Here is a 24,915-nt window from a genome sequence, read left to right on the forward strand (position 1 = left end):
CTCCCGACCGCTCACCTCAGACCTCTTCGACCGAGCTCGGCTCGCGCCGGGACAGGTCGATGCCCAGCTCCTCCGCGGCCCGGAACACCTCGTCGTCGGTCTCGCGCATCTCCAGGGCCACGCCGTCGCTGGAGAGCACCTCGACGTTGAGGCACAGCGACTGCAGCTCCTTGAGCAGCACCTTGAACGACTCGGGGATGCCCGGCTCGGGGATGTTCTCGCCCTTGACGATCGCCTCGTAGACCTTGACCCGGCCCAGGACGTCGTCGGACTTGATGGTCAGCAGCTCCTGCAGGGCGTAGGCGGCGCCGTACGCCTGCATGGCCCAGCACTCCATCTCACCGAAGCGCTGGCCACCGAACTGCGCCTTACCACCCAGCGGCTGCTGCGTGATCATCGAGTACGGGCCGGTCGACCGGGCGTGGATCTTGTCGTCGACCAGGTGGTTGAGCTTCAGGATGTAGATGTAGCCGACCGCGATCGGGTCCGGCAGCGGCTCACCGGAACGACCGTCGAACAGCTGCGCCTTGCCGGAGGACCCGATCAGCTGCTTGCCGTCCCGGTTGGGCAGGGTCGACGCGAGCAGACCGGAGATCTCCTCCTCACGGGCACCGTCGAAGACCGGGGTGGCCACGTTCGTGTCCCCCTCGGACTCGTGCGCCTCGATCGAGCGGAGCTGGCGCTTCCAATCGGCGTCGTCGCCCTCGACCTTCCAACCGGTCTTGGCCACCCAGCCGAGGTGGGTCTCCAGCACCTGACCGATGTTCATCCGGCTCGGCACACCCAGCGGGTTGAGCACGATGTCGACCGGGGTGCCGTCCTCAAGGAACGGCATGTCCTCGACCGGCAGGATCTTGGAGATGACGCCCTTGTTGCCGTGCCGGCCGGCGAGCTTGTCGCCGTCCTGGATCTTGCGCTTCTGGGCGACGTAGACCCGGACCAGCTCGTTGACGCCCGGCGGCAGCTCGTCGCCGTCCTCGCGGGAGAAGGTACGCACGCCGATGACCGTGCCGGTCTCGCCGTGCGGCACCTTCAGCGAGGTGTCCCGGACCTCGCGCGCCTTCTCACCGAAGATCGCGCGGAGCAGTCGCTCCTCCGGGGTCAGCTCGGTCTCGCCCTTGGGCGTGACCTTGCCGACCAGGATGTCGCCGGGGACGACCTCGGCGCCGATCCGGATGATGCCGCGCTCGTCGAGGTCCGCGAGCATCTCCTCGCTGACGTTCGGGATGTCGCGGGTGATCTCCTCCGGGCCGAGCTTGGTGTCCCGGGCGTCGACCTCGTGCTCCTCGATGTGGATCGAGGTGAGCACGTCCTGCTGCACGAGGCGCTGCGACAGGATGATCGCGTCCTCGTAGTTGTGGCCCTCCCAGCACATGAACGCCACCAGCAGGTTGCGCCCGAGCGCCATCTCGCCCTCGTCGGTGCACGGACCGTCGGCGATGACCTGGCCGGCCTCGACGCGGTCGCCCTCGAAGACGACCGGCTTCTGGTTGACGCAGGAGCCGGCGTTGGAGCGGCGGAACTTGTGCAGCAGGTACGTCCGGCGGTGGCCGTCGTCCTGGTGGATGGTGATGTAGTCGGCGCAGAGGTCCTCGATCACACCACCGACCTCGGCGACGACGACGTCACCGGCGTCGACGGCGGCCCGGTACTCCATGCCGGTGCCGACCAGCGGCGACTCGGCCTTGACCAGCGGCACCGCCTGGCGCTGCATGTTCGCGCCCATCAGGGCCCGGTTGGCGTCGTCGTGCTCGAGGAACGGGATCATCGCGGTCGCGACCGAGGTCATCTGCCGCGGCGAGACGTCCATGTAGTCGACGGCCCCGGGCACCACGTCCTCGGTCTCGCCGCCCTTACGGCGGCACAGGACCCGGTCCTCGGCGAAGGTGCCGTCGGCCTTGAGCGGCGCGTTGGCCTGCGCCTTGACGTACCGGTCCTCCTCGTCCGCGGTCAGGTAGTCGATCTGGTCGGTGACCCGACCCTCGACGACCTTCCGGTACGGCGTCTCGATGAAGCCGAACGGGTTGACCCGGGCGAAGGTGGAGAGCGCGCCGATCAGGCCGATGTTCGGGCCTTCCGGCGTCTCGATCGGGCACATCCGGCCGTAGTGGGACGGGTGCACGTCGCGGACCTCGAAGCCGGCCCGCTCCCGGGACAGACCACCCGGGCCGAGCGCGCTCAGCCGGCGCCGGTGGGTCAGGCCCGCCAGCGGGTTGGTCTGGTCCATGAACTGGGACAGCTGCGACGTACCGAAGAACTCCTTGATCGCCGCCACCACCGGACGGATGTTGATCAGGGTCTGCGGCGTGATCGCCTCGACGTCCTGCGTGGTCATCCGCTCGCGGACGACCCGCTCCATCCGGGACAGGCCGACGCGGACCTGGTTCTGGATCAGCTCGCCGACCGTACGCAGGCGCCGGTTGCCGAAGTGGTCGATGTCGTCGGCCTCGTAGCCGTCCTCACCGGCGTGCAGCCGGCAGAGGTACTCCACGGTGGCGACGATGTCGTCCTCGGTGAGCGTGCCCGTGGTGATCGGGACGTCCACCTCGAGCTTCTTGTTGAACTTGTAACGACCGACCTTGGCGACGTCGTACCGCTTCGGGTTGAAGAAGAGGTTGTCGAGCAGGGTCTGGGCGTTCTCACGGGTCGGCGGCTCGCCAGGGCGGAGCTTCCGGTAGATGTCGAGCAGCGCCTCGTCCTGGCCGGCGATGTGGTCCTTCTCGAGCGTGGTCATCATCAGCTCGGACCAGCCGAACCGCTCACGGATCTGCTCGGCCGACCATCCGATGGCCTTGAGCAGGACCGTGACGGCCTGCCGACGCTTGCGGTCGATGCGGACGCCGACCGTGTCGCGCTTGTCGATGTCGAACTCCAGCCAGGCACCCCGGCTCGGGATGACCTTGACGCTGGAGAGGTCGCGGTCGGAGGTCTTGTCCGGCTGCTTGTCGAAGTAGACGCCCGGGGACCGGACGAGCTGGCTGACCACGACGCGCTCGGTGCCGTTGATGATGAAGGTGCCCTTCGGCGTCATCATCGGGAAGTCACCCATGAACACCGTCTGGCTCTTGATCTCGCCAGTGGTGTTGTTGGTGAACTCCGCGGTCACGAACAGCGGCGCGCAGTAGGTCAGGTCCTTCTCCTTGCACTCCTCGATCGAGGCCTTGACCTCGTCGAAGCGCGGAGCCGAGAAGGAGAGCGACATGGTGCCGGAGAAGTCCTCAATGGGACTGATCTCTTCGAGGATCTCCGCGAGACCCGATCGTGCGTGCGGGTCGTCCGCCGACCGGCCCTGCCAAGCCTCGTTGCCGACGAGCCAGTCGAAGGACTCGTTCTGAATGGCGAGGAGGTTGGGGACCTCGAGGTGTTCGGTGATCCTGCCGAAAGAAACTCGGCGGGGAGCGAAAGCGCTCGACGTACGACTGGTCTTCGCAGGGCGGGAAGCTGCCAAGATGCGTCCTTCCGAGGACCGGTGCTGCAGAACGGCTGGTACGCGTGCACTCCAATGACCCCACCAGAAATATCCGTAAACGGACATTTCCGAGCAGGGGTCAAGTCGGAAGGCAGCGCAAACTAGCAGTGTAGCCGAGAGGCTAACCGCTGTCCAGCCCACCCCGCAGGTCGTCGCGGAACGTGCCTCGGGACCCCGGGAAACCGGGTCTGCCGGGCCGCTCGGAACGCGTCGTTCCTGCGGGCCGCTCGGGTCTCGCGGCGGGTGGTGCTGCCGCTGCCATTACCCAAGTGGTGGCCGTCGCAAGCGCGGAAGGTCTTGCTGGTGTCAGCGTGCCTGGCAGGCCGGTGCCGCGTCAAGGGCCGGTGTCGGGTCGCCGTCCTCTTTCCGCTCAGGGAGCACCGCCGGGCACCGCCGTCATGCCGTACGCCGGGTGCCGGACGTCCTGCTCACGCCGCTGCCACCGGTAGGCACCAACCACAGCGGGCGGTGATCCGTTCCCGGATCACCGCCCGCCGCGATGCGGTGTGCCCCGGCTCACGTGAGCCGGACGCGCGCCTGGTCGTACCTCAATTACTTGAGGGTGACCTTGGCGCCCTCGCCCTCGAGCTTGGCCTTGGCCTTCTCGGCGGTCTCCTTGTTGACCTTCTCCAGGATGGCCTTCGGCGCGGACTCGACCGCGTCCTTGGCCTCCTTGAGGCCCAGGCCGGTCAGCTCGCGCACGACCTTGATGACCTGGATCTTCTTGCCACCGTCGCTTTCGAGGACGACGTCGAACTCGTCCTTCTCCGGCTCGGCCTCGGCCGGGGCAGCAGCGCCACCGGCGGCGGCGACCGCGACCGGAGCGGCGGCGGTGACCTCGAAGGTCTCCTCGAACTGCTTCACGAACTCGGAGAGCTCGATCAGCGTCATCTCCTTGAACGCGTCGAGCAGCTCGTCGGTGCTGAGCTTCGCCATGTCTGGCGTCCTTTCCTGAATCTGTTAGGTAAGAACTGGGTGCGCCGGGAGGCCTCAGGCCGCCTCGGCGCCCTCCTTCTCGCGCTTGTCCTGCAGGGCGGCCGCCAGACGGGCGGTCTTGGAGAGCGGAGCCTGGAACAGGGCCGCGGCCTTGCTCAGGTTGCCCTTCATCGCGCCGGCCAGCTTGGCCAGCAGCACCTCACGGGACTCCAGGTCGGCGAGCTTCGTGACCTCGGCCGCGGAAATGGCCTTGCCCTCGAAGACACCGCCCTTGATGACGAGCTTCGGGTTGGCCTTCGCGAAGTCGCGAAGCCCCTTCGCCGCCTCGACGACGTCGCCCGAAACGAAAGTCAGCGCGGTAGGACCGGTGAACAGCTCGTCGAGGCCGGAGATGCCCGCCTCGGTCGCGGCACGCTTGGCCAGCGTGTTCTTCGCGACCGTGTAGGTGGTCTCCTTGCCGAGCGAGCGCCGCAGCTGGGTGAGCTGGGAAACCGTCAGACCACGGTATTCGGTGAGCACCGCAGCTCCCGCGTTACGGAAGCTCTCGGTCAGCTCAGCGACGGCCGAGGCCTTGTCGGCCCGGATCGGCTTGTCCGCCATGTCCCTCCTCTCTCGTTGCTCGAGGCTGGTCGCCGTCGGCAGGCCGGAGGGCCTTCCGACAGCGGCGGAGGATCACGACAACGAGAAAAGCCCCGGCGCAGGGCGCACGGGGCGAGGGCCGGCACGATCACCATGGTCGGCGGACCACGGACGAGCCGATTTTCGCTTGCCGCCCTGCGCGGGTCGCCCGTCATCGCGGGACCTTCGACCGTGCCGGAGCACGGTGACCAGCGGTCTCTGGGTGGAACTTCGTCATCAGGTTACGCCACGCGACCGTGCGCACCAAATCGCCCCCAGGTGCGCCCGGTCACTCGGGCGCGGCACCTCCCGCCTCGCTCCGGCGGCGGCCGGTCCGCTCAGGGGCGGACCCGGCGCCGCCAGACGTAGCCGGCCAGGACCACCGCCGCCCAGGCCAGCGCGCCGGCCGTGAGCAGGATCCTGGTCTGCCAGGCCAGCACCGGGAAGAGCACCACCGCGGAGACGCCGTACGCCTCCGCGGGCTGGGCCCGGCCGCCGCCGTACAGGACGCCGAGGGCGAGCAGGCCGGCCAGCAGCGGCGCCAGCGCCCGCCCGGTACGCAGGAAGCCGGCCAGCCGCAGGCGCACCAGCGCGCTCACCGGGACACCTCCCGCGCCGGGCCGTCCGCTCCGACACCCTCTCCCGCCGCCGGCTCGGGTGACCCGGCGTCCGGCGGGGCGGCGTCGGGGCGTACCCGCAGGACGTGGTGGCCCTCGGCGCGCAAGCGGGCGACGGCGCCGGCCACCCGCGCGGCCGGGACGGCGACCTCGACCACGGCCATCGGCTCCGCCCCGGCGGACGTCTCCTCGGTCACCACACCGTCCGCGACGGTCCAGCGGCGGGCGCCCGGCAGCCGGACGGTCTCCCCCCGGTGGTCGCTGACCAGCACCGACCCACCGGCCGCCAGCACCTCGTCGACGAGGGCGGGGACCAGCTCACGGGCGGCGGAGTCCAGGCCCTCCCAGGGCTCGTCGAGCACCAGCAGGCCGGGCCGGCGGAGCATCGCCTGGGCCAGTCCGACCTTCTGCGCGGTGCCCTTGGACAGCTCGGGCAGCTTCACGCCCCGCAACCGGGTCAGGCCCAGCCGCTCGGTCCACCGGTCGGCCTCCCGCGCCGCCCCGGGCCGGGACAGCCCGGCGACCCGGCCCATCGCGGTGAGGTAGGTCGCCACGGTGAAGGGCTGGTCGGCGGGGAACCGCTCCGGCACCCAGCCCACGTGGCGGGGCCGGTCGACGACCCGGCCCCGGCCCGGCCGGAGCACCCCGGCCGCGAGCTGGAGCAGGGTGGACTTGCCCACGCCGTTGCGGCCCAGCACGACCGCCACCTCGCCCGGCTCGATCCGGGCCTGCGCCGCCCTCAGCACCCACGGGCCGCGCCGGTGGTACCGGAACCAGACGTCCTCCAGCAGCATGCCGCGAGCCTGCCACAGCGGGACGAACGGCAGGGGCCCCGCCACGAGTCGTGGCGGGGCCCCTGCGCGGGAGTAGTGCTCAGCCCTCGGTCGGGGCCTCGTGCAGGTTCTTCACCAGCTTCGGGTCGACCGGAACGCCCGGGCCCATGGTGGTGGTGAGGACGACCTTCTTGAGGTACGTGCCCTTGGCCGCCGACGGCTTGGCGCGGAGCACCTCGTCGAGGACGGCGGCGTAGTTGTCCACCAGCTGGGTCTCGGAGAACGAGGCCTTGCCGATGATCAGGTGCAGGTTGGAGTGCTTGTCCACCCGGAAGGTGATCTTGCCGCCCTTGATGTCCTGGACGGCCTTGGTGACGTCCATGGTCACCGTGCCCGTCTTCGGGTTCGGCATCAGGCCGCGCGGGCCCAGGATCCGCGCGATCCGGCCGATCTTGGCCATCTGGTCGGGGGTGGCGATCGCGGCGTCGAAGTCCAGCCAACCGCCCTGGATCCGGGCGACGAGCTCGTCCGTGCCCACCTCGTCGGCACCGGCGGCGGCGGCCTCCTCGGCCTTCGCGCCGGCGGCGAACACGATCACGCGGGCGGTCTTACCGGTGCCGTGGGGCAGGTTGACCGTGCCGCGGACCATCTGGTCCGCCTTGCGGGGGTCGACGCCGAGGCGCATCGCGACCTCGACCGTGGCGTCGAACTTGACGTTGGTGGTCTCCTTGGCCAGCTTCACGGCCTCGGCGGGGGTGTAGAGCTTCGACCGGTCGATGACGTCGGCGGCCTTGCGGTAGCTCTTGCTGCGCTGCATTTCTGGTTACTCCTGTGGTCTCTGGCGGGCCGCGGTCATCGCGCGCCCTCCCACGAACTGATCGGGTGAGTGCTCAGACGACGTCAGTCGCTGACGATGATGCCCATCGACCGGGCGGTGCCGGCGATGATCTTCGCAGCCTGGTCGATGTCGTTGGCGTTGAGGTCGACCATCTTCTTCTCGGCGATCTCACGCACCTGGGCCTGCGACACGGAGCCGACCTTGTCCTTCTGCGGGACGCCGGAGCCCTTCTCCACGCCGGCGGCCTTGAGCAGCAGCCGGGCGGCGGGCGGGGTCTTCAGCACGAAGGTGAAGGACCGGTCCTCGTACACGCTGATCTCGGCGGGGACGATGTCGCCCCGCTGGGACTCGGTCTGCGCGTTGTAGGACTTGCAGAACTCCATGATGTTCACGCCGTGCTGACCGAGCGCGGGGCCCACCGGCGGCGCCGGCGTGGCCTGGCCCGCCTTCAGCTGAAGCGTGAACGTCTTGACGAGCTTCTTCTTCGGAGGCATGTCACTTCCTGGGGCTTGGAACTGGGAAAGGTGCCGGGCCGCGGGCGCGCACGGTCAGCGCGATGCGACAGCGACGACGTTCTAGGGTAGCGCAGCGTTGCACCGCCCCGTCCGTCGAGGTCCGTCGAGGTCCAACGAAGGGGCGGAAACGGGTACGCCGGCGGCGGGCAAGAACCCACCGCCGGCGACCCGGACGTCAGATCTTGGCGACCTGGTTGAAGTTCAGCTCGACCGGAGTCTCCCGGCCGAAGATCGACACCAGCACCTTGAGCTTCTGCTGGTCGGCGTTGATCTCACTGATCGTCGCCGGCAGCGAGGCGAACGCGCCGTCGGTGACGGTGACCGAGTCGCCGACCTCGAAGTCGAGGACCCTGACCTCGGGCTTGGCCTTCTTCTCCACCGCCTCGACCGCCGGAGCCAGCCACTTCAGCACCTCGTCGAGGCTCAGCGGCGCCGGCCGGTCGGCCCGGTCGGTGGCACCGACGAAGCCGGTGACCCCCGGCGTGTTGCGCACGCAGGAGTACGACTCGGCGGTCAGCTCCATCCGGACCAGGATGTAGCCCGGGAAGACCTTGGCCTGGACCTGCGACCGCTTGCCGTTCTTGACCTCGACCTCTTCCCGGGTCGGCACCTCGACCTGGTAGATGAACTCCTCCATGTCGAGGGAGGTGATCCGGGTCTCGAGGTTGGTCTTGACCTTGTTCTCGTAGCCGGCGTACGAGTGCACCACGTACCAGTCGCCCGGGGCGTAGCGCAGCTTCTGGCGCAGCTCGGCGACCGGGTCGTACTCCTCGTCCGGGGCCGGCTCGGTGGTCGGGATTTCCGGCTCGCTGGCGGCCTCGACCGACTCGTCGCTCGCCGCCGTCGCCACCGTGGACTGGTCGTCCGTGGTCTCGGCGGTCTCGTCGTACTCAGGCACGCTCGCTCACTTCCGTCACTATCGGCTCAGTCGGCCGGTCAGCTGGGGTTGCCGAAGACCCACAGCACGCCCTTCGCGAAGGCGAAGTCGAGAAGGCCGACGATCGTCAGCATCACCGCGACGAACGTCACCACCACGGCCGTGTAGGTCAGCAGCTCCTTGCGGGTCGGCCAGATGACCTTACGCAGTTCGGCGACCACCTCGCGGAAGAAACGCGCGATGCGGGCGAACAGCCCGATCCGGTCGGTGTCGGTGCGGGTCTTCGGCTTGCTGTCGGCCGAACCGGCACGGGCCCGCGAACGGGTCGCGGTGCCGCCCCGGGAGACCGGCTCGTCCGCGCCGGTGGCGTCGTCGTCGGCGGCCACGTCGTCGACGAGCTCGTCGCGCTCGTCGCGCAGACCCTCGTCGCCGGCGTCCTCGCCGCGCCGCTTGCTCTCGGCCACTTCGCCCTCCGTCGCGGGATATCGGTCGTACGCCCTATGGGCGCACGCGGCGTGTGGTCACGCCGGCCGGACCAGCCGTCCCGCGACGGGCCGCGGCCGGCGGACCGGACGAGGGGGCCCGATGCCTCGGAACCACCCCGCCGATGCCACCACCACGGGCCGGACGCCGCCAGTCGGCGGCGCGACCCACGGGAACGGTCAGGCCTGAGGCGCAGGGGTGACAGGACTTGAACCTGCAGCCTGCGGTTTTGGAGACCGCTGCTCTGCCAATTGAGCTACACCCCTGTGCGGCGACGCTCGCCCCGCTCGACCACGAGGGCCAGGCAGGGGTCACTTGCCCCACGGCGGACCAGTGTACGGGTAGTGCCCCGACTTTCCCAACCGGTACCGCCCGTCACCTGTCCAGCACCGGTCAGCGGGTGGTCCGGACGATCGCCCGGGCCTGTGAGAGGACCTTCTCCCCCAGGCAGGTGGCGGTCACGTCGAGCCTGGTCAGGCCCTCCTCGGTGACCTCCTTCACCACCGCGTTGACCTCGATCTCGGTGCCCTGGTCGTCGTCCGGGACCACCACCGGCCGGGTGAACCGGACGCCGAAGTCGACCACCGCGTCGGGTGCGCCCGCCCAGGTGGTGACAGCCCGACCGACCAGCGCCATGGTGAACATGCCGTGCGCGATCACGCCGGGCAGGCCCACCTTGGTGGCGGTCCGGTCGTTCCAGTGGATCGGGTTGAAGTCGCCGGAGGCGCCCGCGTAACGGACCAGGTCCGCCCGGGTGACCCGGAACGTCTGAGTCGGCAGCTCCATCTCAGGCCTCCCCGCGTACGACGAGCTTGGACCAGACCGCGACCACCGGCTCGCCGGCGACGGTGCGCACGTCGGTGCGGGTGGTCAGGAAGCCGTGCCCGCCCCGGTTGGTGACCTCCTCGATGGTGTTCACGCAGACCAGCTCGTCCCCGGCCACCACCGGACGGGTGTACGCGAAACGCTGGTCGCCGTGCACCACCCGGCTGTAGTCGACGCCCAGCGCCGGGTCCTCGACGATCTGGCGGTTCGCGGCCATCGTGATCACGAAGGGGAAGGTCGGCGGGGCGACCACGTCCGGGTGGCCCAGCGCCTGGGCCGCGTCCGGGTCGTGGTGGGCCGGATCGGTGGCGCCGATCGCGGCGGCGAACTCGCGGATCTTTTCTCGGCCCACCTGATAGGGGGCGGTCGGCGGATAGGTCCGGCCGACGAAGGACGGGTCCAGGGACATGCCGCCGAACCTACACGCAAAGCACGAACGCCGATCCGTACGGGCGGGGCGGCGAAAGTGCCGCGCCATCCGTGCGGATCGGCGTCCGGGAAGTGCTCAGAGACCGGGCCGGCGGGGCCGGCCGCAGGTCAGCGGGTCTCGCGGTGGACCGTGTGCTTGCCGTCCCGGGGGCAGAACTTCTTCAGCTCGATGCGGTCCGGGTCGTTACGACGGTTCTTGCGCGTGATGTAGTTGCGCTCCTTGCACTCCACACACGCCAAAGTGATCTTCGGCCGGACATCGGTCGCCTTCGCCACGGCGGAGTGCCTTCCTCGCTGGGGTATCAACTACGACGCATCAGCCTACGCGGTCGATGCGCGGACATGCAAAGTGGGCGCCAGTGGCGCCCGTTCCACCGGCCGCCGGGAACCAGGCCCGGAGGACGAGAGTAGCGGTGGCCGGACTTGAACCGGCGACACAGCGATTATGAGCCGCTTGCTCTGCCATCTGAGCTACACCGCCGCAGGCGGGTCCAGCCGGACCCTCTGAGCCCCCTTACGGAATCGAACCGTAGACCTTCTCCTTACCATGGAGACGCTCTGCCGACTGAGCTAAGGGGGCCTGCCCGATCACCCCGGAGGGCGTCGCGCAGGGGTAACAGTACATGACCCCGCCGCCGAGGTGAAATCGGATCCCCCTGCCCCGCGTTTCCACAGATCAGGGCACAACCCGCAGTCTCGGCGACTCGCCTGGGGAGATCGTCTCCGGGTCCACCTGGGCGCCGAACCAGGCCTCCAGGCGCTCGTACGGCAGCGGGCGGCTGAACAGGAAGCCCTGGCCGATCTCGCAGCCGATGTCCTGGAGCAGCTCCAGGGTCAGCTCGCTCTCCACGCCCTCGGCCACCACGGCGAGACCGAACTGCTGGGAGAGCGTGACCACGGCGTTGACGATCGCCAGGTCGCCCGGATCCGTGGCCATGCCCTGCACGAAGGAGCGGTCGACCTTGACCTCGTGCACCGGCAGGCGGCGCAGGTGGGCCAGCGAGGAGTCACCGGTGCCGAAGTCGTCCACCGAGAGCCGCACGCCCAGGTCGCGCAGCCGGCGCAGAGTGGGAATCGGCCGGTCGGTGCCGTCCAGCACCCCGGACTCGCGGAGCTCGAGGGTGAGCCGCTGCGGCGGGACGCCGTACTCGGTCAGCAGCTCGCCCACCCGGTCGGGGAAGTGCTGGTCGGTCAGCGTACGCGCGGCGAGGTTGACCGCGACGGCGAGCGGCTGGCCGGTGTGGCTCCAGTCCCGGCTACGCCGCAGCCCCTCCCGCAGCACCACCTCGGTGAGCCGACCCAGCTGGCCGGTGTGCTCGGCGACCGCGACGAAGTCCTCCGGACTCACCGTGCCGTGCGTGGGGTGCTCCCATCGCGCCAGGCACTCGACCCCGACCAACCGCCGGTCGCGCAGCGTCACCTTCGGCTGGAAGTAGACCTCCAGCGCGCCCTCGTCCAGCGCCCGGCGCAGATCGCCGGCGAGGCCGAGCCGGCGCAGCGACCGCGACTCCAGGGCCGGGTTGAACAGCTGCACGCTGCCCGGGACCGACTTGGCCGCCGTCGCGGCCAGATCGACGCGTTGCAGCAGCGAAGCGGCGTCGCTGCCGTGGTCCGGGTGCACGGCCACCCCGACCGCGGTGTCGACGTCGAGGGTGAGGGCGTCGAAGACCATCTCGTCGCGGATCTGCTCGCGCAGTTGGGCGGCCAACTCCAGCGCCGCCTCGGCGTTCTCCAGCCGGAGGGTGACCAGGAATTCGTCGCCGCCGGCGCGGCCCACCAGGGCGGAGGAGGGCGCACAGGCGCGCAGCCGCTCGGCCACCTCGACGAGGACCTTGTCGCCCGCGGCGTGACCGAGGGACTCGTTGACCTGGCGCAGGCCGTCCACGTCGAAGAGCAGCACCGCCACCACCTCGCCCGGCGCGCGGATCTTGACCGCCTCGTCGAGCGCACCGGTGATCCGGCGGCGGTTGGGCAGCTTGGTGAGCGCGTCGTGGTACGCGTCGTGGCGCAGCCGGTCGACCAGGCGGGAATTCTCCAGGGCGACCGCGGCGTGCGCCGCGACCGTCTCGAAGACCGGGGTGTCACCCGGCGTGAAGTGGCCGACGTCGCTGAGCCGGTTGACCACCTCCAGCGTGCCGATCACCGCCTGGCCGGAGCGCAGCGGCACCACGATGGCGTCCTTCACCCCGGCGTCGCGCAGCAGCGCCAACTGCTCCCGGTCCCCGCCCAGCTGCACGCCGAGGGCCACCGCGTGGCGCTGCGCCACCGCCTGCTCCCGCAACGCGGCCGGGAGCTTGGAGAAGTCGAGCAGGCCCGGGCCGTCCACCCGGGCCGTCAGGAGCACCTCGGGATGACGTCCCTGCGCCGGCAGCCAGAGCGTGGCGTACTCGGCCTGCATGAGGGCCCGGATACGGCCGAGCAGCACGTCGGCGAGGGTGCCCTCCTGTCCGCTGTCGGTCATCGCCCGGGCCAGCTCGTACATGTTGCCCAGGGTGCGGTGCTGACGGAGGAACTGCGCGTACGAGCGGTAGACCAGGATGACCGCGACCGCGAGAACCGCGATCAGGAGCACGGACCACCAGGTCGACTGGATGGCGATCAGAACGATCAGCCCCACGACCACGTTGATCATCGAGGTCAGCAGCGGGGCGGTCGCCGTCCGCACCACCTCCAGGCCCGCCTGCCAGCCCTGGAGCAGACTGATCACGCCGGAGACGGCTGCCAGGGCGACGAGCGTGTTCGTGCTGACCGCGACGAACAGGACGATCCAGGTACGCGGACCGACCCCCACCGCCGGAGGAAGCGCCTGAAGCACCAGTCCCGCGAGCGACGCCGCAGCCGCTGCCTTGGCCACGTTGAACCAGACCTTGGGCGGACTCAGCCGCCGGCGCAACTGGCCGATCAGCGCGGCGAGCGCGGCGATCAACACCACCGTCAACGGCGGCAGGAAGTAGAACGCCAGCACCAGCGGGATCTCGGTGACGATCACTTCGAGGGCCTGGCGGCGGATCACGATCTGCAGCGCCTGGATGGCGGCTGCCGCCATCGCCACGAACAGGACAGCGGCGATCGCGAGATTCCCCGGAGGCGGCTCGGCCACCAGGGCGAGAACAACGGAACACAGCGTGGCGAGCAGGGCGAGCGGGCCGGTGATCAGCCATGCCTGGTCCGTCGTTCTACGCGGTGACGGTCGGCCGTCTGGCATCCCGCTCCTCGTGGCTGTTGCGGTACCGACCCCTAGCGGGTGGCGTGGGGACCCGCTTCGACGGCGGTGTGGTTGGCCGCGGGTGCGCCCCACTGGAAGTCCAGTAGGTGGAGCTCGGTGTTGGGACCGGCGAGGCCTGCCGCGAACGCGACAGCAGCCACGAGCGCGACGACGGCGCCAAGCCGGCTAGGCGTTCGACCAGACATCGTTGTGCTCCTGTCAGGGCTTCAATCAGGTGGAGGTTCCACGATGGTGCCACACCCCAACCCACCCGCAAAGCGGACGGACGGCCGATCAGGGCCGCCCGTCCAGCCCGGTCCGGGCGCCGGGTGACAAGTCGCCAGTCGGGACGGCGTCCGGGCCGGCGGGGCAGCCCAGATGCTGCAGCTTCAGCTTTTAGCCGCGATTCGCATCTTCGCCCACGAGCTGCACGATTCCCCCGACACCAGGTCACTCAGGACATCTGGCGACCGAGCGCGACCCTCGGCCACGACCGTCGCATCGACGGCTACCGTCGCCAGGATGCCCGCCGCGGCGTCGAAACGCCAGACCTCCGGGCGATCGATCTGGAACTCGACTCAGTGATTTACGTCAATCGGCTGGCGTCTGGTCGCTTCCCGTCGGCACCCGGCGCGGCACGCCGCGTCTCCACCGGGCCCGGTCAGACGCCGACCACCAGGCGGACCGTCACGGCGTCGCCGACGTTGAGCCCTTCGGCCTTCCGAACGCTCGCCTTCACCGGCACGACGTACCGCCCGTCCTTGGGGAACAGCGAGGTCGTCCACCGGGTCCGCCCGATCCGGGCCGTGACCGGCACCATGCCCCAGCCGTAGCTCACGGACGCGGCGGTCGCGCTCAGCTCCAGGCAGTCCTCGTCCGGGACGGTGACGAAGTGCCAGGGCGCCGGGCCCTTCCAGAACCACACCTCGCCGCTGAACTCCAGCTCCATCGGGCCAGGATAGGAGCGCGCCGGCCGGAGTGGGCAGACGAAAAGGCCCGTGACACGAACTGCCGAAGGCAGCCGCCACCCCGGAGCGTCCACAGGACTCACCCCGGCCTCAAGCGACGTCACGGCCAGCCAAGAGATCGAGGGGCGGAGTCGTGCTTGGGCCCGCAGGTCAGACGTCGGTCTGTTCGGGTGGGAAATCGTCCGGGAAGGCCGCAGCAGCAGTGGACGGGGAGATGCAATCATGGGCCTTCAGTCCCACTCCCAGTCTGGGTCGTCCACGGTCAACGCCTGCGGGATGGTGTCTGCCAGGTGCCGGGGGCCATCGATCCGCCACGAGCGGACACAGCACCCGCAGCCGCCCTCCGATATCGAGGTCACGGCGTAGCGGTGGCGCTCGACCCACGCCTCGGCCTCAGCAACCTCGGTAGGACTATCCGAGCGAGCCATCATGCTGAAACGTGCCACGGAATCACCGTAGCGGGGGCGCGACGCGGCGTCGTCAAGGTGGAGAGCCAGAGCGGTCACTCATATCCCATGGCCGGGATGACCTTGCCGAGTGCTTCTTCGATGAACTCGCGGGTTTCGTCGTCGAATTGGTCGTTGCGGTTCGTCAGCTTGTGCGACTGAAACGTTGAAGGGGTGGCGAAGTCGTCGACGTCGAGCCGTTCGAACAGGGCGCGGCGCTGCCCGGGCCAGTCGGCTGCGAGATCTTCTGCTTTCACCTCGATGTATCGCCTGCCCGTCAGGTCGACCGTGTTCTTCCAGGTGAGCCATCGGTGGTAGACAGGCTTGAGGTAGGCGAGCGCGCCGTCGACGGTGGGCGGTGCCCATGGCTGGGCCAGGTGGGATGCAAGCACTGAGACCGGGTGACGCTTGATGTGCACGATGGTCGCTTCAGGGACCAGTTCCCAGAGGAACTCCATGCACAGCAGGTTGAACGGTGTCTTCTCGCACCAGGTCGGCTTGCCCGCGTCGGCGGCTGCTCCGCCGAACACGGTGTCGATCAGGCCCCGCAAGATTCCGAGCAGCTCGCCCCGGTCGCTGAAATACCTGGGAAGTACCCGCCGGCGGCTCAGCGGCTCGAACGGCCCAGCAGGCCGGTCGGCGTTCCCGAAGCCTTCCGCGGGCGCAGGTTCGTCGTATGTGTACGCGATCAACTGCGGCCAGAGCCGTTGCACCGCGTCCCGGTAGCGCCGCTCGCCGACCAGCTCGGGAACGGTTTTGCCGCGATCGTCGCGCCGGCCGGGCACCCGTACGGTGAGGAAGTCGCTCAGCCGGTGCAGGGCGTCCTCCCCGACGGTGGGGTCGTATCGATCGGTGAGCGCGTCGGCCATGTCCCGCAGGCCACCCGGGTCGATGAGAAACCGGGTCTCCATGGGAATCCGATGGATCAGCGGATGTTCGCCGATGATGTCGGCGATCCGTGACGTTCCCGAACGACCCGTACCCGCAACGAAGATCGGTGAGGGGAAAGGCATGGCGAGCAGTCAAACTCTCAGCCCGGCGCCTGTGCAAGCCATTTATTCCCTTCACCCGCTGCTACGGGCCGGACCCGCACCCGCCGAGCCGAGTGCGTGCCGGATGGCCGCCTCCAACAAGCGAGCAACGAATTATCGAAGCTTCCCAACGCGCCGCATCCCTCACGCACTGATGCACTGATCTCGGCATGACACGGCGTTCATCGCCGGCTAGTTGCTACCTAGCCGACTGAGACCTGTCACCCATGAGTTGACGGAGATCAGCCGCGGATCTCCTCGCCGGGCACCACAAGGGCTACCCGCTCTGCCGCTCGCGCATGCCGCCGAGCAGCCCAGATCGCAACGCCGCTCGCCGCGAGTCCGAGCAGGGAACCAGGGACCGCCAGGAGTTGCCCAGTTAACTCTTCCAAGGCGAGCCTCCCGTGCCCGTTGCGTGCCCGATCGAACGGGCGATCACGGTCAACAGCGGAGCAGACCACCCGGACACGACGAAGGCCTCTGACTTGCGTTTCCGCAGGTCAGAGGCCTTGTCGTTGCCTGGTGGCGGGTAGAGGATTCGAACCTCTGAAGCTTTCGCGACGGATTTACAGTCCGCTCCCATTGGCCGCTCGGGCAACCCGCCAGGGCACACCAACCGCACTCGCGCGCGGCAGCGACGCCAAGGATAGCGGTTGCCCCCGGGGACGTCGCAACCGGGTACGGTCAGGGGGTCGTGCCGCTGGTCAGCGGGCGACGGTACGTGACAGATCGCCGGACAGCAGGAGCATGAGTATGGCAGCGAACCCGTCGTTCGACATCGTGAGCAAGGTCGATCGCCAGGAGGTCGACAACGCCCTCCGTCAGGCGGAGAAGGAGCTCGCGCAGCGGTTCGACTTCCGCGGCACCGGCGCGGAGATCTCCTGGTCGGGCGAGGAGGCGATCAGCCTCCAGGCGGAGACCGAGGAGCGGGTCAGCGCCGCGCTGGACGTCTTCAAGGAGAAGCTGGTCAAGCGGAACATCTCGCTGAAGTCGCTGGACGCCGGCGACCCCCGCTCCTCGGGCAAGGTCTTCAAGATCGACTGCAAGGTGATCCAGGGCATCGACTCGGACAAGGCCAAGGCGATCAGCAAGAAGATCCGCGACGAGGGCCCGAAGGGCGTCCAGGCCCAGATCCAGGGTGACCAGCTGCGCGTCACCGGCAAGAAGAAGGACGACCTGCAGGCCGTCATCGCGCTGCTCAAGGGCGAGGACTTCGGCGTGGCCCTGCAGTTCACCAACTACCGGTAAGGCGCTCTCTGCGCGCAGGTCACCGCTTGGGCCACGTCGCGCTACCTGCGCAACCGTCGTCGGCAATGGTCATCTTTGGTGGGCTTTGTCCGACCTCTGACGGCCTGACGACGGCCTGGATACTTCCACCGATCGGGCTTGCATCCGGTACCCAGGTACAGGCTTACCGTCGGAGTATGAGCGACCGACACGTCACGACGGATGACTCCTGGGCACCGGATGCCTGCACCCTGCCGACCCGCGACCGACCGCTGCGGCTCGCCGAGTTCGATCAGTTCTTCCGCGATGCGGTCCAGGGTGTCGACCGGCTGTCGGCACAGCATCTGCGATTGCGGCTCGCCGGCGCGGGGCAGGTGGAGGAGACCGCGCGGGATCTGACGGCCCGTGAATCGTCCTGCTGTTCGTTCTTCGCTTTCGACATCAGCCCGGACTCGCTGACCCTGGACGTCCGGGTACCGGCGGCACACGTCGACGTCCTCGATGCCCTCGCCGAGCGGGCGACGTCTGTCCGGAGCCAGAAATGACCGGATCGGGGCTGCGCAGCGGCCAGCTGGCCGACGCGGCCGGCGTCAACCTGCAGACGCTGCGCTACCACGAGCGCCGGGGACTACTTGCCTCGCCGCAGCGGTCGCCGGGCGGGCATCGGCTCTACCCCGTCCGACACGGTCACCCTGCTGCGGATCATCAAGACCGCACAGCGCCTCGGCTTCACCCTCAGCGAGGTCGCCGACCTGCTCGACGCGGGCCGACATCGGCACCTCGGCCGACCCGACGCCGGACTCCAGGCGCGGGCAAAGGACAAGTTGCCGACTCGCCGAAAGGAACGACCGTGCCGACACCTGCTGACCGGGCGCGCCGCCTCCTCCCCGCCAGCATGACCGGACTCGCGGGAGCCGCCTGCGCCGCCTGCTGCATCCTGGCGCCACTGCTGGCAGCCGGAGTGCTCGGCGGTGCCGGCTGGGCCGCGGTCAACCGTTTCCTGCCCGGCGTCGCCGTTGCCCTGGCCGTGCTCGCCGGCCTGTCGTTGTGGTGGGCCACCAGACGCCGCCACACCACCGGCTGCGCCGGCGGCAACTGCTCCTGCGGCCAACCCGACCAGCACGACCGCCAGGTGGTCCCGCTACGGTCCGACGCGTGACGGTTGCCGACTCGTCCGTCGCCTACCAGGTCGGCCGCCTCACCCGTGCTGAGCTGGCCGGATGGCGGCGGATCCCGTCGCTGGCCTGATCCGCTACGCTCCTCGCGATGAAGCGGCCGTTCCCCCCGTGACGGCCGCTTCGTCATGTCCACCGGTAGCTGGTGAGCAGGCCCAAGCCATGGGCTCCGGCGGAGTAGGCAATGGACTCAGGTGTAACGCCCCTCGCGTCTCCCACGCCGATGGGACGGGCGGGTGTAGGCGTGGCGCGGTGTAGAGGGGGTTCAGCCTCAGCGGCCCGCCCGGACCAGCCTCGGACGCCCGCCAGGTACGCCGTAGGGAGTTGTCATGGCTCAGTCCGCACGCCGCACGTCGTCCGCTCGGTGGCCCCACGTCAACGTCTCCAACGCCACGCCCTCGACCTCTCCCGGATGGAACTCCCCGACTCGCCCTGTCCCCGTTCTGTCGAGGCGCTCGGATCCGTGGTGGTCGTATTCGATGTTCGGAGGAATCATCCTTGTGGTCGGATCCATTGCTCTCGGCGTGGTGCTGTTGAGCCGATGAAACGAGACACACTTCTCTCTCCGGAAGAGTTCATCCGGACTGCCGTGAGCTGGCGCAGCACCTGTCCCCCGACGGGTGGGGCATGCCGTTGAATTTCGTCGCCTGGATGACCGCGGGGGCTCTGACGTGACTTCCGACTTTCCTGCCACCCCTACCGCTCCCGGCCCGGACTCGGCGACCCGCACGATGCCGATGGTGCGCAGGGGCGGACACCGGCGGCCCGAGCCCGACGCGACGCAGTGGTTCATGTGGGCGGCCGTGGCTGGCGCTCTGGTCGCGGTGCTCCTGGCCGCCATGGTGGTGACGTTCACGGGCGGCGATCCCGAACCGTCCGCCGCCAGGCCGGGGGCCACTGTGGCCAGCGGGGACGTTGCACCTGAGGCTGCTGGATCGGCGATGACCGAGGAACCGTCCGAGTCTCCGTCAGCTACCCCAACGGTGAAGCCGTCCCCCCGGCCAAGCCTGAACGCCGCCCAGCTCATCACGGGGCTGCGCACCACTGTTTCGGGGCTCGCTCAGAACGGGCAGTTGACTCCGAAGGCCGCGCGGGAGCTGACAAGGCGACTGCGGGAAGCGGCCGAGAAGCACGCTGCCGGTGAGGTGGACGGGACCCGGGAAGAGCTGGCTGAGTTCGGCGAGAAGGTCGCCGACCTGCGGGAGGAAAACAAGATCTCCGACGCCGGTTACCAGACTCTCGCCGCTGGGCTGGCACAACTCGTGCAGGTCCTGCCCAACCGCTGAACCGTCCTGCTGGTCGAGCCGCGCCGCACGGACACGTCGGGTCCCTGTTTCGTCCGGTGCCCGCCTGGGCACCGCTACCGTTATGGAGACCGGGCAGCTGCTCAACGGCCGGTACCGGCTGGTGGACCGGCTGGGCGCGGGCGGCATGTCGGTCGTCTGGCGGGCCCACGACGAGGTGCTCGGACGGGACGTCGCGGTCAAGATGCTCTCGCCGGAGCTGGCCGCCGACCCGCAACTACTGCAGCGTGTCCGGCTGGAAGCTCGTTCGGCGGCGCGGTTGCGCCACCCGAACATCGTGGAGGTCTACGACTACGGCGAGGCGGCCGACGGCGCCGGGCGTCGGCTGCCCTATGTCGTCATGGAAGTCGTTGAAGGCCGCTCGCTGGCACAGCTGCTGACCGGCGGTGCGCTGCCGTGGCGACTGGCCGTGCTGATCTGCGCCCAGGTCGCCGCCGCGCTGGCAGCGGCCCACGACCGCGGCGTCGTTCATCGTGATGTCAAACCCGGCAACGTGATGGTGACCGCGGCAGGGGCCAAGTTGGTGGACTTCGGGCTCTCGGCCGCTTCCGGCGACGCGGATGGTTCGGCCGGATCGCTGTTCGGTACACCGGCCTACCTGGCTCCCGAACGGCTGCAGAAGGGTTTGGTGCAACCGGCGACGGACGTGTACGCGCTGGGTCTGCTGCTGTATCGGGCACTGGCTGGGACGCTGCCCTGGCACGCCTCCAGCACCACCCAGATGCTGGTCGCGCACCGGTATCAGGAGCCGGCCGCCTTGCCGCCCATCGAGGAACTTCCGCCCGAGGTGACGGAGTTGTGCCGGCGGTGCCTTGGCAAGGAGCCTGCCCAGCGGCCGAACGCGGCCGAGGTCGCCATGGTCCTCAGCGACGTTGCAGGGCTCTCGGCCGCCACGCTCGTGCTGCCCCAACAGGAGGCCACGGCCAGGGCAGGTCCGACGAAGGTCGCGGTATCGGGCCGGACGACTGGCGGCGCCGGCAACCTCACCAAGATCGGGGTTGGGCTGCTGACACCAGGCCCGTACGAGCAGCTTCTGGCCCGCTGGCGACAACTGTTGCCGAGCAGACGTCGCCAGGTTGCGGCCACTGGCGCTGCCGCCCTGCTGGTCTCGGGCGTGTTCGCTGCCGCTTGGCTGAATCACACAGCAGGTCAGGGAGAGGAGGAGACCCTGGCCGGCACGCCCAGTGCCGTCGCCGGAATGGGCGAGCGTAAAGCGGAGTGCAGTGTCCAGTACACCGTCCGGCGGGCCGTCAACGGCCGTTTTTCCAGCGCCGTCAGCATCTCGAACACCGGAACCACTGCCATCGACAACTGGCGGCTGACCTTCGACCTTCCAGGCGAGCAGCGGCTTCTGCGGGCCTCTCCAGGCGCATGGAAACAGAAGGGCCGTTCGGTGGAGGTGCGGGGTGACGCACTACCTGCGGAGAAGTCCTTCGCCGCTCGCTTGGACGGGACTTACCGAGGGGTGAGCTCCCTCCCCACCACCTTCACGATCAACGGGACCGTCTGCCGGTCGAATTTCTCGGTCGCCGGCCAGACCGTCCGGCCCGTCCCGCCCCCAGGTGAGGGTAAGGACGACGAAAAGAAGGACGAGGAGAAGAAGGACGAACAGAAGAAGGACGAGGAGAAGGACGACCACTAGATCCTCCGCAGTGACCGTCCCACACCGTGCGGCCTGACGACCGCCTCGACGTGAGCCGCGTCGACGGCGTGCGGAACCAGTCTGCCGCCGGCTTCGTCAGGGCGTGGTCTGCCCGCCCAGGCAGAGCCATGTAACACGCAGCCGGGCTCGTCACGCCTCCAGTAGGTGGAGTCAAGCCTCAGTGAATGGCGCGACATGCCTGATCTTTCCGTGGTCGCGCGCGAGCGGACAGCGCTGGCAACGATCGCCGACGCGATCACGGCAGCGTCGATCGGCAAGGACCTTCGAGTGGCCGTGTCCTGTCCCGATACCCACCGGGCCCTGGTTGATCACCTGGCGCAGGCACTGCACGCCCGTGGCCGGATCTGCCGCTGCCTGCCCGCGGAACCGAATCTGAGCGACGGCGGCGGCCAGCTGCCGAAGTGGCACGAAGCGGGTTCGACTGTTGTCGTCATCGTGAGCGGACCCGGCACGGAGACGGACCGTGCCGTGCGGCAGGTGACCATCAGCGTGACGGCCGGCATCCCTACCGGGGACAGTGGCGACGCCAGCCACCAAGGAACGAGCGAGCCAACCTCATCGACCGGCGGTGCACCGGACATCGTTCTTGACTATCGCGATCCACGCGGACCTCTGATCCGCTACCTGGCGCCCCACCTGTCGCCAGACAGCCAACGTTAGGCACTGGCGCTCCACCCGAACGCGACCGCCGGTGCACGGCGCAGTCGCCGTCAGCGCATTCGCTCCCGCCGCCCGGGTCGAGGAGCGCGGCGTCCATCATCAGCGCGTAGGGGGCGCTTGATCGACGGGAAAGACATCCTGCCCTCTCCAATGTGAATGGTCTTCAGAGGTTCGCCCTGGTCGGCGGGGGTAGGAGCTAGGACGCAAGACCAAACGACAGGAAGGAACAGCTCATGCGTGTAGCACGCCTCGGCACCACTGTCGCCGCGCTCGCCGCGGGTGCAGGTCTCGTCCTCGGCGGCGCCGGCGTCGCTCAGGCGGCCCCGGTGACGCAGCAGGCTCCGGCCGTCGCACCCGCCGCGTCCACCTTGGCCACTCCGGTCACGGGTAGCTTCACCGACGCCCTCGGTGGTACCGGCACCTTCGCCGGCGCCTTCACCCCAACCCGGTTCGTCAACCAGGGCGGCCAGCTCGCCGCGGTCGGCACGCTCACCGGCACCCTGACCAACTCTGCCGGAACGTCCCTCGGCACCGTCACGCAGCAGGTCACTGTGCCGCTGCAGGTCAACGGCACCTGTGACATCCTGCACCTGAACCTCGGGCCGCTGGACCTCAACCTGCTCGGCCTCCAGGTCCACCTCGACGAGGTCGTGCTGGACATCACCGCCCAGCAGGGACCCGGCAACCTCCTCGGCAACCTGCTCTGCGCGGTCGCCGGTCTGCTCGACAACCCCGGTGGCGGCGCGCTCAACGGCGTGGTCGCCCTGCTCAACCGAATCCTGTCGCTGCTCGGCTGAACCGCGGGATCACCACCCACGAGGAGCTGAGGTGACGGCCGCCGGGACATCCGGCGGCCGTCACCACGACTGCAGCCGTTGCTGCCACCGCGGCTGTCGTGGTGACGCAGCGCGGCCCAGAAGAGCATCGCGCCCCCGCCCGCCCGGGTAACGCGAGCGCCGGTTTCCCGGCCACGACCGCACCCATCCACTCGGACACACGCAACCGGCCCGGGTCCCGTCATCCTCGGCGGACCAGCGCTGTTGCTGGCCGGCCGTGCCGGCTTCGAATACGCGGTATTCAGCCGCGTGTCCCGGATCGGCCGATCGGTGTGCTCGTGCTGGCGGCCCTGACACCCGCGATGCTGTTCGTGCCGCCGCTGCTGGCCGCCCTCGCCGCGACCGCAGTCCTGGCCGGGGTCGCCGTCACCGACGCGGCCCGCGCGCGAGACCGCCCGCCCGAGCCACCGTCACCACCTGGTCAGCCGCGCGGAAGGGTCCGACCACCGGCTCAGCGCGAGAAGATCAACAGCAGGATCACCGTCAGAATGGCGCTGATCAGGATCGAGCCCAGACAGCCGACCCGGTTCGAGAAGAAGAGAAACATGGCGGTGAGGTACCCCGTCGAGCCCGGTTGAGACCCACCCAACGCCGGCCGCCCGCCCCGGCCGACCGAAGCGGCACGGCGGACACCGTCACCGGCGCAGTCGTGATCGGACCGGAGACGGGGCATCACCCGAGCCTCCGGACACGGTGACCGTCCGGCCCGCTGCCGGTCCCGGGCAGGCCGGCGTACTCCTCGGCGGTCGGTCAGGCGGCGACCGGCTGCTCGGCGCGTACCGCTGTCGCCTCGGCGCGGGCGATCGGCCCGGCGGGCATGGCGGCCACCGCGGCCCCGACGGCGACCGCGGCCCCGGCGAAGAGGAACGCCCACGGCACGCCGCCGGCGTGGTCGACGATCAGCCCGGCCACCGCGCCGCCGGCGGCGCTCGCCGCGACCGACATGGTCACCACCCAGGTGTACGCCTCGTTCAGCATGCCGGCCGGGGCGATCCGCCCGACCAGGGTGTTCTCCAGGGTGAGCGCGGGCGCGATGGTGGCGCCGCCGAGGACCAGCGCGACACCCAGCGCCGCCGGGCCGGGCATCAGCGCGAAGACGGCGAAGCTGGCGGCCACCGCGCCGAGGAGCCAGGCGAACTGGCGGGTCATGTTGGCCGCCGGCTTGCGTACGCCGAACCAGAAGCCCCCGGCGGCGCTGCCGACACCCCAGACCGCGAGCAGGATGCCGGCGAGGCTCTCCGGGTCGGCAGTGGGCTGGTCACCCGCGAATGCCGGCACGATCACCCCGGCGGCCCCGAACGCGATGCCGAGGCTGGCGACGCAGAGCAGCAGCGCGGGGAAGCCGCCCACCCGCAGCGGGCCGAGGCCCCTGGCGTGGTGCTCGCGCGGGTGCGGCTGCCAGCCGCGCATCACCCGCCCCAGCGCCACGGCGGCCGTGCCGACCAGGGTGACCAGGGCGGCGCCGACCAGCGCGGCAGCGGCGTCGGCGACGAGCACGAAGCCGGCCACCAGCAGCGGGCCGAGCACGAAGACGACCTCGAAGAGCGAGGTCTCGGCGGCCAGCGCGGTGTTGCGCAGGTGGTACCGCCCGGAGTTCGGGCCGGTGAGGTCGTTCCAGGCACCCCGGATCGCGGCGGTCAGCGGCGGGTAGGTCGCACCGGCGATCCCGGCGGCCAGGTAGATCAGGCCCAGGTTGCCGGCCTCGGACCGGCTGGCCCCGAGCAGCCCGAAGAGCGCGAGGGGATGGGCGATGGCCGTGGCCAGCAGCACGGGGGTGGGGCCGACCCGGTCGGCGATCCGCCCGGCGACGGGGCTGAGCGCGGCGCCGGAGAGGGCGTAGACGCCTCCGGCGACCGCGGCGAGCGAGTACCGCCCGGTCACCTGCTCCACCACCAGCAGCAGCGCCAGCGGCGTCATGCCGATCCCGAGCCGGCCGATGATGCCGAAGACCAGCAGCATCGGCGCGCCGGGGATCCGCCAGACGCCCAGGTACTGGCGCAGTGCGGCCACGTTCGACCTC

General features: G+C 69.7%; 25 protein-coding genes, 4 tRNA genes and 1 pseudogene. 10 read left to right on the forward strand and 20 right to left on the reverse strand.

Annotated elements, in window-relative coordinates:
* Positions 1-16: 16 nt before the first annotated feature.
* The 19 genes from rpoB to V6U89_RS04855 form a co-directional block, all read right to left on the reverse strand.
* Positions 17-3,448, reverse strand: a complete 3,432-nt coding sequence (gene rpoB / locus V6U89_RS04765; protein WP_334569345.1) for a DNA-directed RNA polymerase subunit beta — start codon at positions 3,446-3,448, stop codon at positions 17-19.
* Between the two features lie 573 nt (positions 3,449-4,021).
* Positions 4,022-4,405 carry a 50S ribosomal protein L7/L12 gene (gene rplL / locus V6U89_RS04770; RefSeq protein ID WP_334569346.1) on the reverse strand — a complete coding sequence of 128 codons (384 nt, stop codon included), beginning with the start codon at positions 4,403-4,405 and terminating at the stop codon, positions 4,022-4,024.
* Between the two features lie 54 nt (positions 4,406-4,459).
* Entirely contained in the window at positions 4,460-5,005 is a 546-nt protein-coding gene (rplJ, locus tag V6U89_RS04775) for a 50S ribosomal protein L10 (protein WP_210775457.1), read from the reverse strand.
* 356 nt (positions 5,006-5,361) lie between these two features.
* On the reverse strand, positions 5,362-5,622 hold the full coding sequence (locus V6U89_RS04780) for a hypothetical protein (RefSeq protein WP_442933861.1): 261 nt from the start codon (positions 5,620-5,622) through the stop codon (positions 5,362-5,364).
* Positions 5,619-6,434, reverse strand: coding sequence for an ABC transporter ATP-binding protein (locus V6U89_RS04785; protein WP_334569348.1), 816 nt, complete (start codon positions 6,432-6,434; stop codon positions 5,619-5,621). The genes V6U89_RS04780 and V6U89_RS04785 overlap by 4 nt, the downstream gene beginning before the upstream one ends.
* A gap of 79 nt (positions 6,435-6,513) precedes the next feature.
* Positions 6,514-7,230, reverse strand: coding sequence for a 50S ribosomal protein L1 (gene rplA / locus V6U89_RS04790; RefSeq protein WP_334569349.1), 717 nt, complete (start codon positions 7,228-7,230; stop codon positions 6,514-6,516).
* Positions 7,231-7,313: 83 nt separating this feature from the next.
* A complete protein-coding gene (gene rplK, locus V6U89_RS04795) occupies positions 7,314-7,745 on the reverse strand; it encodes a 50S ribosomal protein L11 (protein WP_088960243.1) in 432 nt (143 codons plus the stop codon).
* Between the two features lie 196 nt (positions 7,746-7,941).
* Positions 7,942-8,664 carry a transcription termination/antitermination protein NusG gene (gene nusG / locus V6U89_RS04800; RefSeq protein WP_334569350.1) on the reverse strand — a complete coding sequence of 241 codons (723 nt, stop codon included), beginning with the start codon at positions 8,662-8,664 and terminating at the stop codon, positions 7,942-7,944.
* Positions 8,665-8,702: 38 nt separating this feature from the next.
* Positions 8,703-9,107, reverse strand: a complete 405-nt coding sequence (gene secE / locus V6U89_RS04805) for a preprotein translocase subunit SecE (RefSeq protein WP_179801891.1) — start codon at positions 9,105-9,107, stop codon at positions 8,703-8,705.
* Positions 9,108-9,319: 212 nt separating this feature from the next.
* A tRNA-Trp gene (locus tag V6U89_RS04810) sits at positions 9,320-9,392 on the reverse strand.
* A gap of 127 nt (positions 9,393-9,519) precedes the next feature.
* Complete coding sequence (locus V6U89_RS04815) at positions 9,520-9,912, reverse strand: MaoC family dehydratase (protein WP_334569351.1); 393 nt, start codon at positions 9,910-9,912, stop codon at positions 9,520-9,522.
* A gap of 1 nt (position 9,913) precedes the next feature.
* Positions 9,914-10,360, reverse strand: a complete 447-nt coding sequence (locus V6U89_RS04820; RefSeq protein ID WP_334569352.1) for a MaoC family dehydratase N-terminal domain-containing protein — start codon at positions 10,358-10,360, stop codon at positions 9,914-9,916.
* 128 nt (positions 10,361-10,488) lie between these two features.
* Complete coding sequence (rpmG, locus tag V6U89_RS04825) at positions 10,489-10,656, reverse strand: 50S ribosomal protein L33 (protein ID WP_013288652.1); 168 nt, start codon at positions 10,654-10,656, stop codon at positions 10,489-10,491.
* A gap of 132 nt (positions 10,657-10,788) precedes the next feature.
* Positions 10,789-10,861, reverse strand: a tRNA-Met gene (locus tag V6U89_RS04830).
* Between the two features lie 26 nt (positions 10,862-10,887).
* Positions 10,888-10,960 (reverse strand) — tRNA-Thr (locus V6U89_RS04835).
* A gap of 96 nt (positions 10,961-11,056) precedes the next feature.
* Complete coding sequence (locus V6U89_RS04840; RefSeq protein WP_334569354.1) at positions 11,057-13,585, reverse strand: putative bifunctional diguanylate cyclase/phosphodiesterase; 2,529 nt, start codon at positions 13,583-13,585, stop codon at positions 11,057-11,059.
* A gap of 661 nt (positions 13,586-14,246) precedes the next feature.
* Positions 14,247-14,534 (reverse strand): DUF1905 domain-containing protein, encoded by a 288-nt coding sequence (locus V6U89_RS04845; protein WP_334569355.1) that lies wholly within the window; start codon positions 14,532-14,534, stop codon positions 14,247-14,249.
* Between the two features lie 521 nt (positions 14,535-15,055).
* Positions 15,056-16,012 carry a sulfotransferase family protein gene (locus tag V6U89_RS04850; protein ID WP_334569356.1) on the reverse strand — a complete coding sequence of 319 codons (957 nt, stop codon included), beginning with the start codon at positions 16,010-16,012 and terminating at the stop codon, positions 15,056-15,058.
* A gap of 538 nt (positions 16,013-16,550) precedes the next feature.
* Positions 16,551-16,634, reverse strand: a tRNA-Tyr gene (locus V6U89_RS04855).
* A 149-nt stretch (positions 16,635-16,783) separates the two neighbouring features.
* Between V6U89_RS04855 and V6U89_RS04860 the strand changes: the two genes are divergently transcribed.
* The 10 genes and pseudogenes from V6U89_RS04860 (at position 16,784) to V6U89_RS04905 (ending at position 23,473) form a co-directional block, all read left to right on the forward strand.
* The gene (locus V6U89_RS04860; protein ID WP_334569357.1) at positions 16,784-17,278 is read left to right on the forward strand and encodes a YajQ family cyclic di-GMP-binding protein; all 495 of its coding nucleotides are present in this window, start codon (positions 16,784-16,786) and stop codon (positions 17,276-17,278) included.
* 176 nt (positions 17,279-17,454) lie between these two features.
* Positions 17,455-17,802, forward strand: coding sequence for a hypothetical protein (locus tag V6U89_RS04865; protein WP_334569358.1), 348 nt, complete (start codon positions 17,455-17,457; stop codon positions 17,800-17,802).
* Positions 17,799-17,885: pseudogene (locus V6U89_RS04870) on the forward strand (MerR family transcriptional regulator); the annotation flags it as partial. The gene V6U89_RS04865 and the pseudogene V6U89_RS04870, both read left to right, overlap by 4 nt.
* Positions 17,886-17,889: 4 nt before the next feature.
* A complete protein-coding gene (locus tag V6U89_RS04875; protein WP_334569359.1) occupies positions 17,890-18,156 on the forward strand; it encodes a MerR family DNA-binding protein in 267 nt (88 codons plus the stop codon).
* On the forward strand, positions 18,108-18,416 hold the full coding sequence (locus V6U89_RS04880; RefSeq protein WP_334569439.1) for a hypothetical protein: 309 nt from the start codon (positions 18,108-18,110) through the stop codon (positions 18,414-18,416). Before V6U89_RS04875 ends, V6U89_RS04880 begins: the two co-directional genes overlap by 49 nt.
* Positions 18,417-19,163: 747 nt before the next feature.
* On the forward strand, positions 19,164-19,718 hold the full coding sequence (locus tag V6U89_RS04885) for an FIMAH domain-containing protein (RefSeq protein WP_334569360.1): 555 nt from the start codon (positions 19,164-19,166) through the stop codon (positions 19,716-19,718).
* An 82-nt stretch (positions 19,719-19,800) separates the two neighbouring features.
* A complete protein-coding gene (locus tag V6U89_RS04890; RefSeq protein WP_334569361.1) occupies positions 19,801-21,378 on the forward strand; it encodes a serine/threonine-protein kinase in 1,578 nt (525 codons plus the stop codon).
* A 165-nt stretch (positions 21,379-21,543) separates the two neighbouring features.
* Complete coding sequence (locus V6U89_RS04895; protein ID WP_334569362.1) at positions 21,544-22,059, forward strand: hypothetical protein; 516 nt, start codon at positions 21,544-21,546, stop codon at positions 22,057-22,059.
* Positions 22,060-22,292: 233 nt separating this feature from the next.
* Positions 22,293-22,856, forward strand: a complete 564-nt coding sequence (locus V6U89_RS04900; protein WP_334569364.1) for a hypothetical protein — start codon at positions 22,293-22,295, stop codon at positions 22,854-22,856.
* A gap of 317 nt (positions 22,857-23,173) precedes the next feature.
* Positions 23,174-23,473 (forward strand): hypothetical protein, encoded by a 300-nt coding sequence (locus V6U89_RS04905; RefSeq protein WP_334569365.1) that lies wholly within the window; start codon positions 23,174-23,176, stop codon positions 23,471-23,473.
* A gap of 172 nt (positions 23,474-23,645) precedes the next feature.
* Here the strand turns inward: V6U89_RS04905 and V6U89_RS04910 are convergent, their stop codons facing one another.
* The gene (locus V6U89_RS04910) at positions 23,646-24,905 is read right to left on the reverse strand and encodes an MFS transporter (RefSeq protein WP_334569366.1); all 1,260 of its coding nucleotides are present in this window, start codon (positions 24,903-24,905) and stop codon (positions 23,646-23,648) included.
* Between the last annotated feature and the right edge of the window lie 10 nt (positions 24,906-24,915).

The sequence above is a fragment of the Micromonospora sp. CPCC 206171 genome, assembly GCF_036906755.1.
GTDB lineage: Bacteria > Actinomycetota > Actinomycetes > Mycobacteriales > Micromonosporaceae > Micromonospora > Micromonospora purpureochromogenes.

Coding starts and splice junctions, on each gene's coding strand:
- V6U89_RS04885 (WP_334569360.1), top strand. CDS start 19,164: ATGCCGATGGTGCGCAGGGGCGGACACCGGCGGCCCGAGCCCGACGCG.
- V6U89_RS04865 (WP_334569358.1), top strand. CDS start 17,455: ATGAGCGACCGACACGTCACGACGGATGACTCCTGGGCACCGGATGCC.
- rplA (WP_334569349.1), bottom strand. CDS start 7,230: ATGCAGCGCAGCAAGAGCTACCGCAAGGCCGCCGACGTCATCGACCGG.
- rplK (WP_088960243.1), bottom strand. CDS start 7,745: ATGCCTCCGAAGAAGAAGCTCGTCAAGACGTTCACGCTTCAGCTGAAG.
- V6U89_RS04860 (WP_334569357.1), top strand. CDS start 16,784: ATGGCAGCGAACCCGTCGTTCGACATCGTGAGCAAGGTCGATCGCCAG.
- V6U89_RS04900 (WP_334569364.1), top strand. CDS start 22,293: ATGCGTGTAGCACGCCTCGGCACCACTGTCGCCGCGCTCGCCGCGGGT.
- V6U89_RS04845 (WP_334569355.1), bottom strand. CDS start 14,534: ATGGAGCTGGAGTTCAGCGGCGAGGTGTGGTTCTGGAAGGGCCCGGCG.
- V6U89_RS04815 (WP_334569351.1), bottom strand. CDS start 9,912: ATGGAGCTGCCGACTCAGACGTTCCGGGTCACCCGGGCGGACCTGGTC.
- V6U89_RS04850 (WP_334569356.1), bottom strand. CDS start 16,012: ATGCCTTTCCCCTCACCGATCTTCGTTGCGGGTACGGGTCGTTCGGGA.
- V6U89_RS04785 (WP_334569348.1), bottom strand. CDS start 6,434: ATGCTGCTGGAGGACGTCTGGTTCCGGTACCACCGGCGCGGCCCGTGG.
- V6U89_RS04840 (WP_334569354.1), bottom strand. CDS start 13,585: ATGCCAGACGGCCGACCGTCACCGCGTAGAACGACGGACCAGGCATGG.
- V6U89_RS04820 (WP_334569352.1), bottom strand. CDS start 10,360: ATGTCCCTGGACCCGTCCTTCGTCGGCCGGACCTATCCGCCGACCGCC.
- V6U89_RS04890 (WP_334569361.1), top strand. CDS start 19,801: ATGGAGACCGGGCAGCTGCTCAACGGCCGGTACCGGCTGGTGGACCGG.
- rplJ (WP_210775457.1), bottom strand. CDS start 5,005: ATGGCGGACAAGCCGATCCGGGCCGACAAGGCCTCGGCCGTCGCTGAG.
- rplL (WP_334569346.1), bottom strand. CDS start 4,405: ATGGCGAAGCTCAGCACCGACGAGCTGCTCGACGCGTTCAAGGAGATG.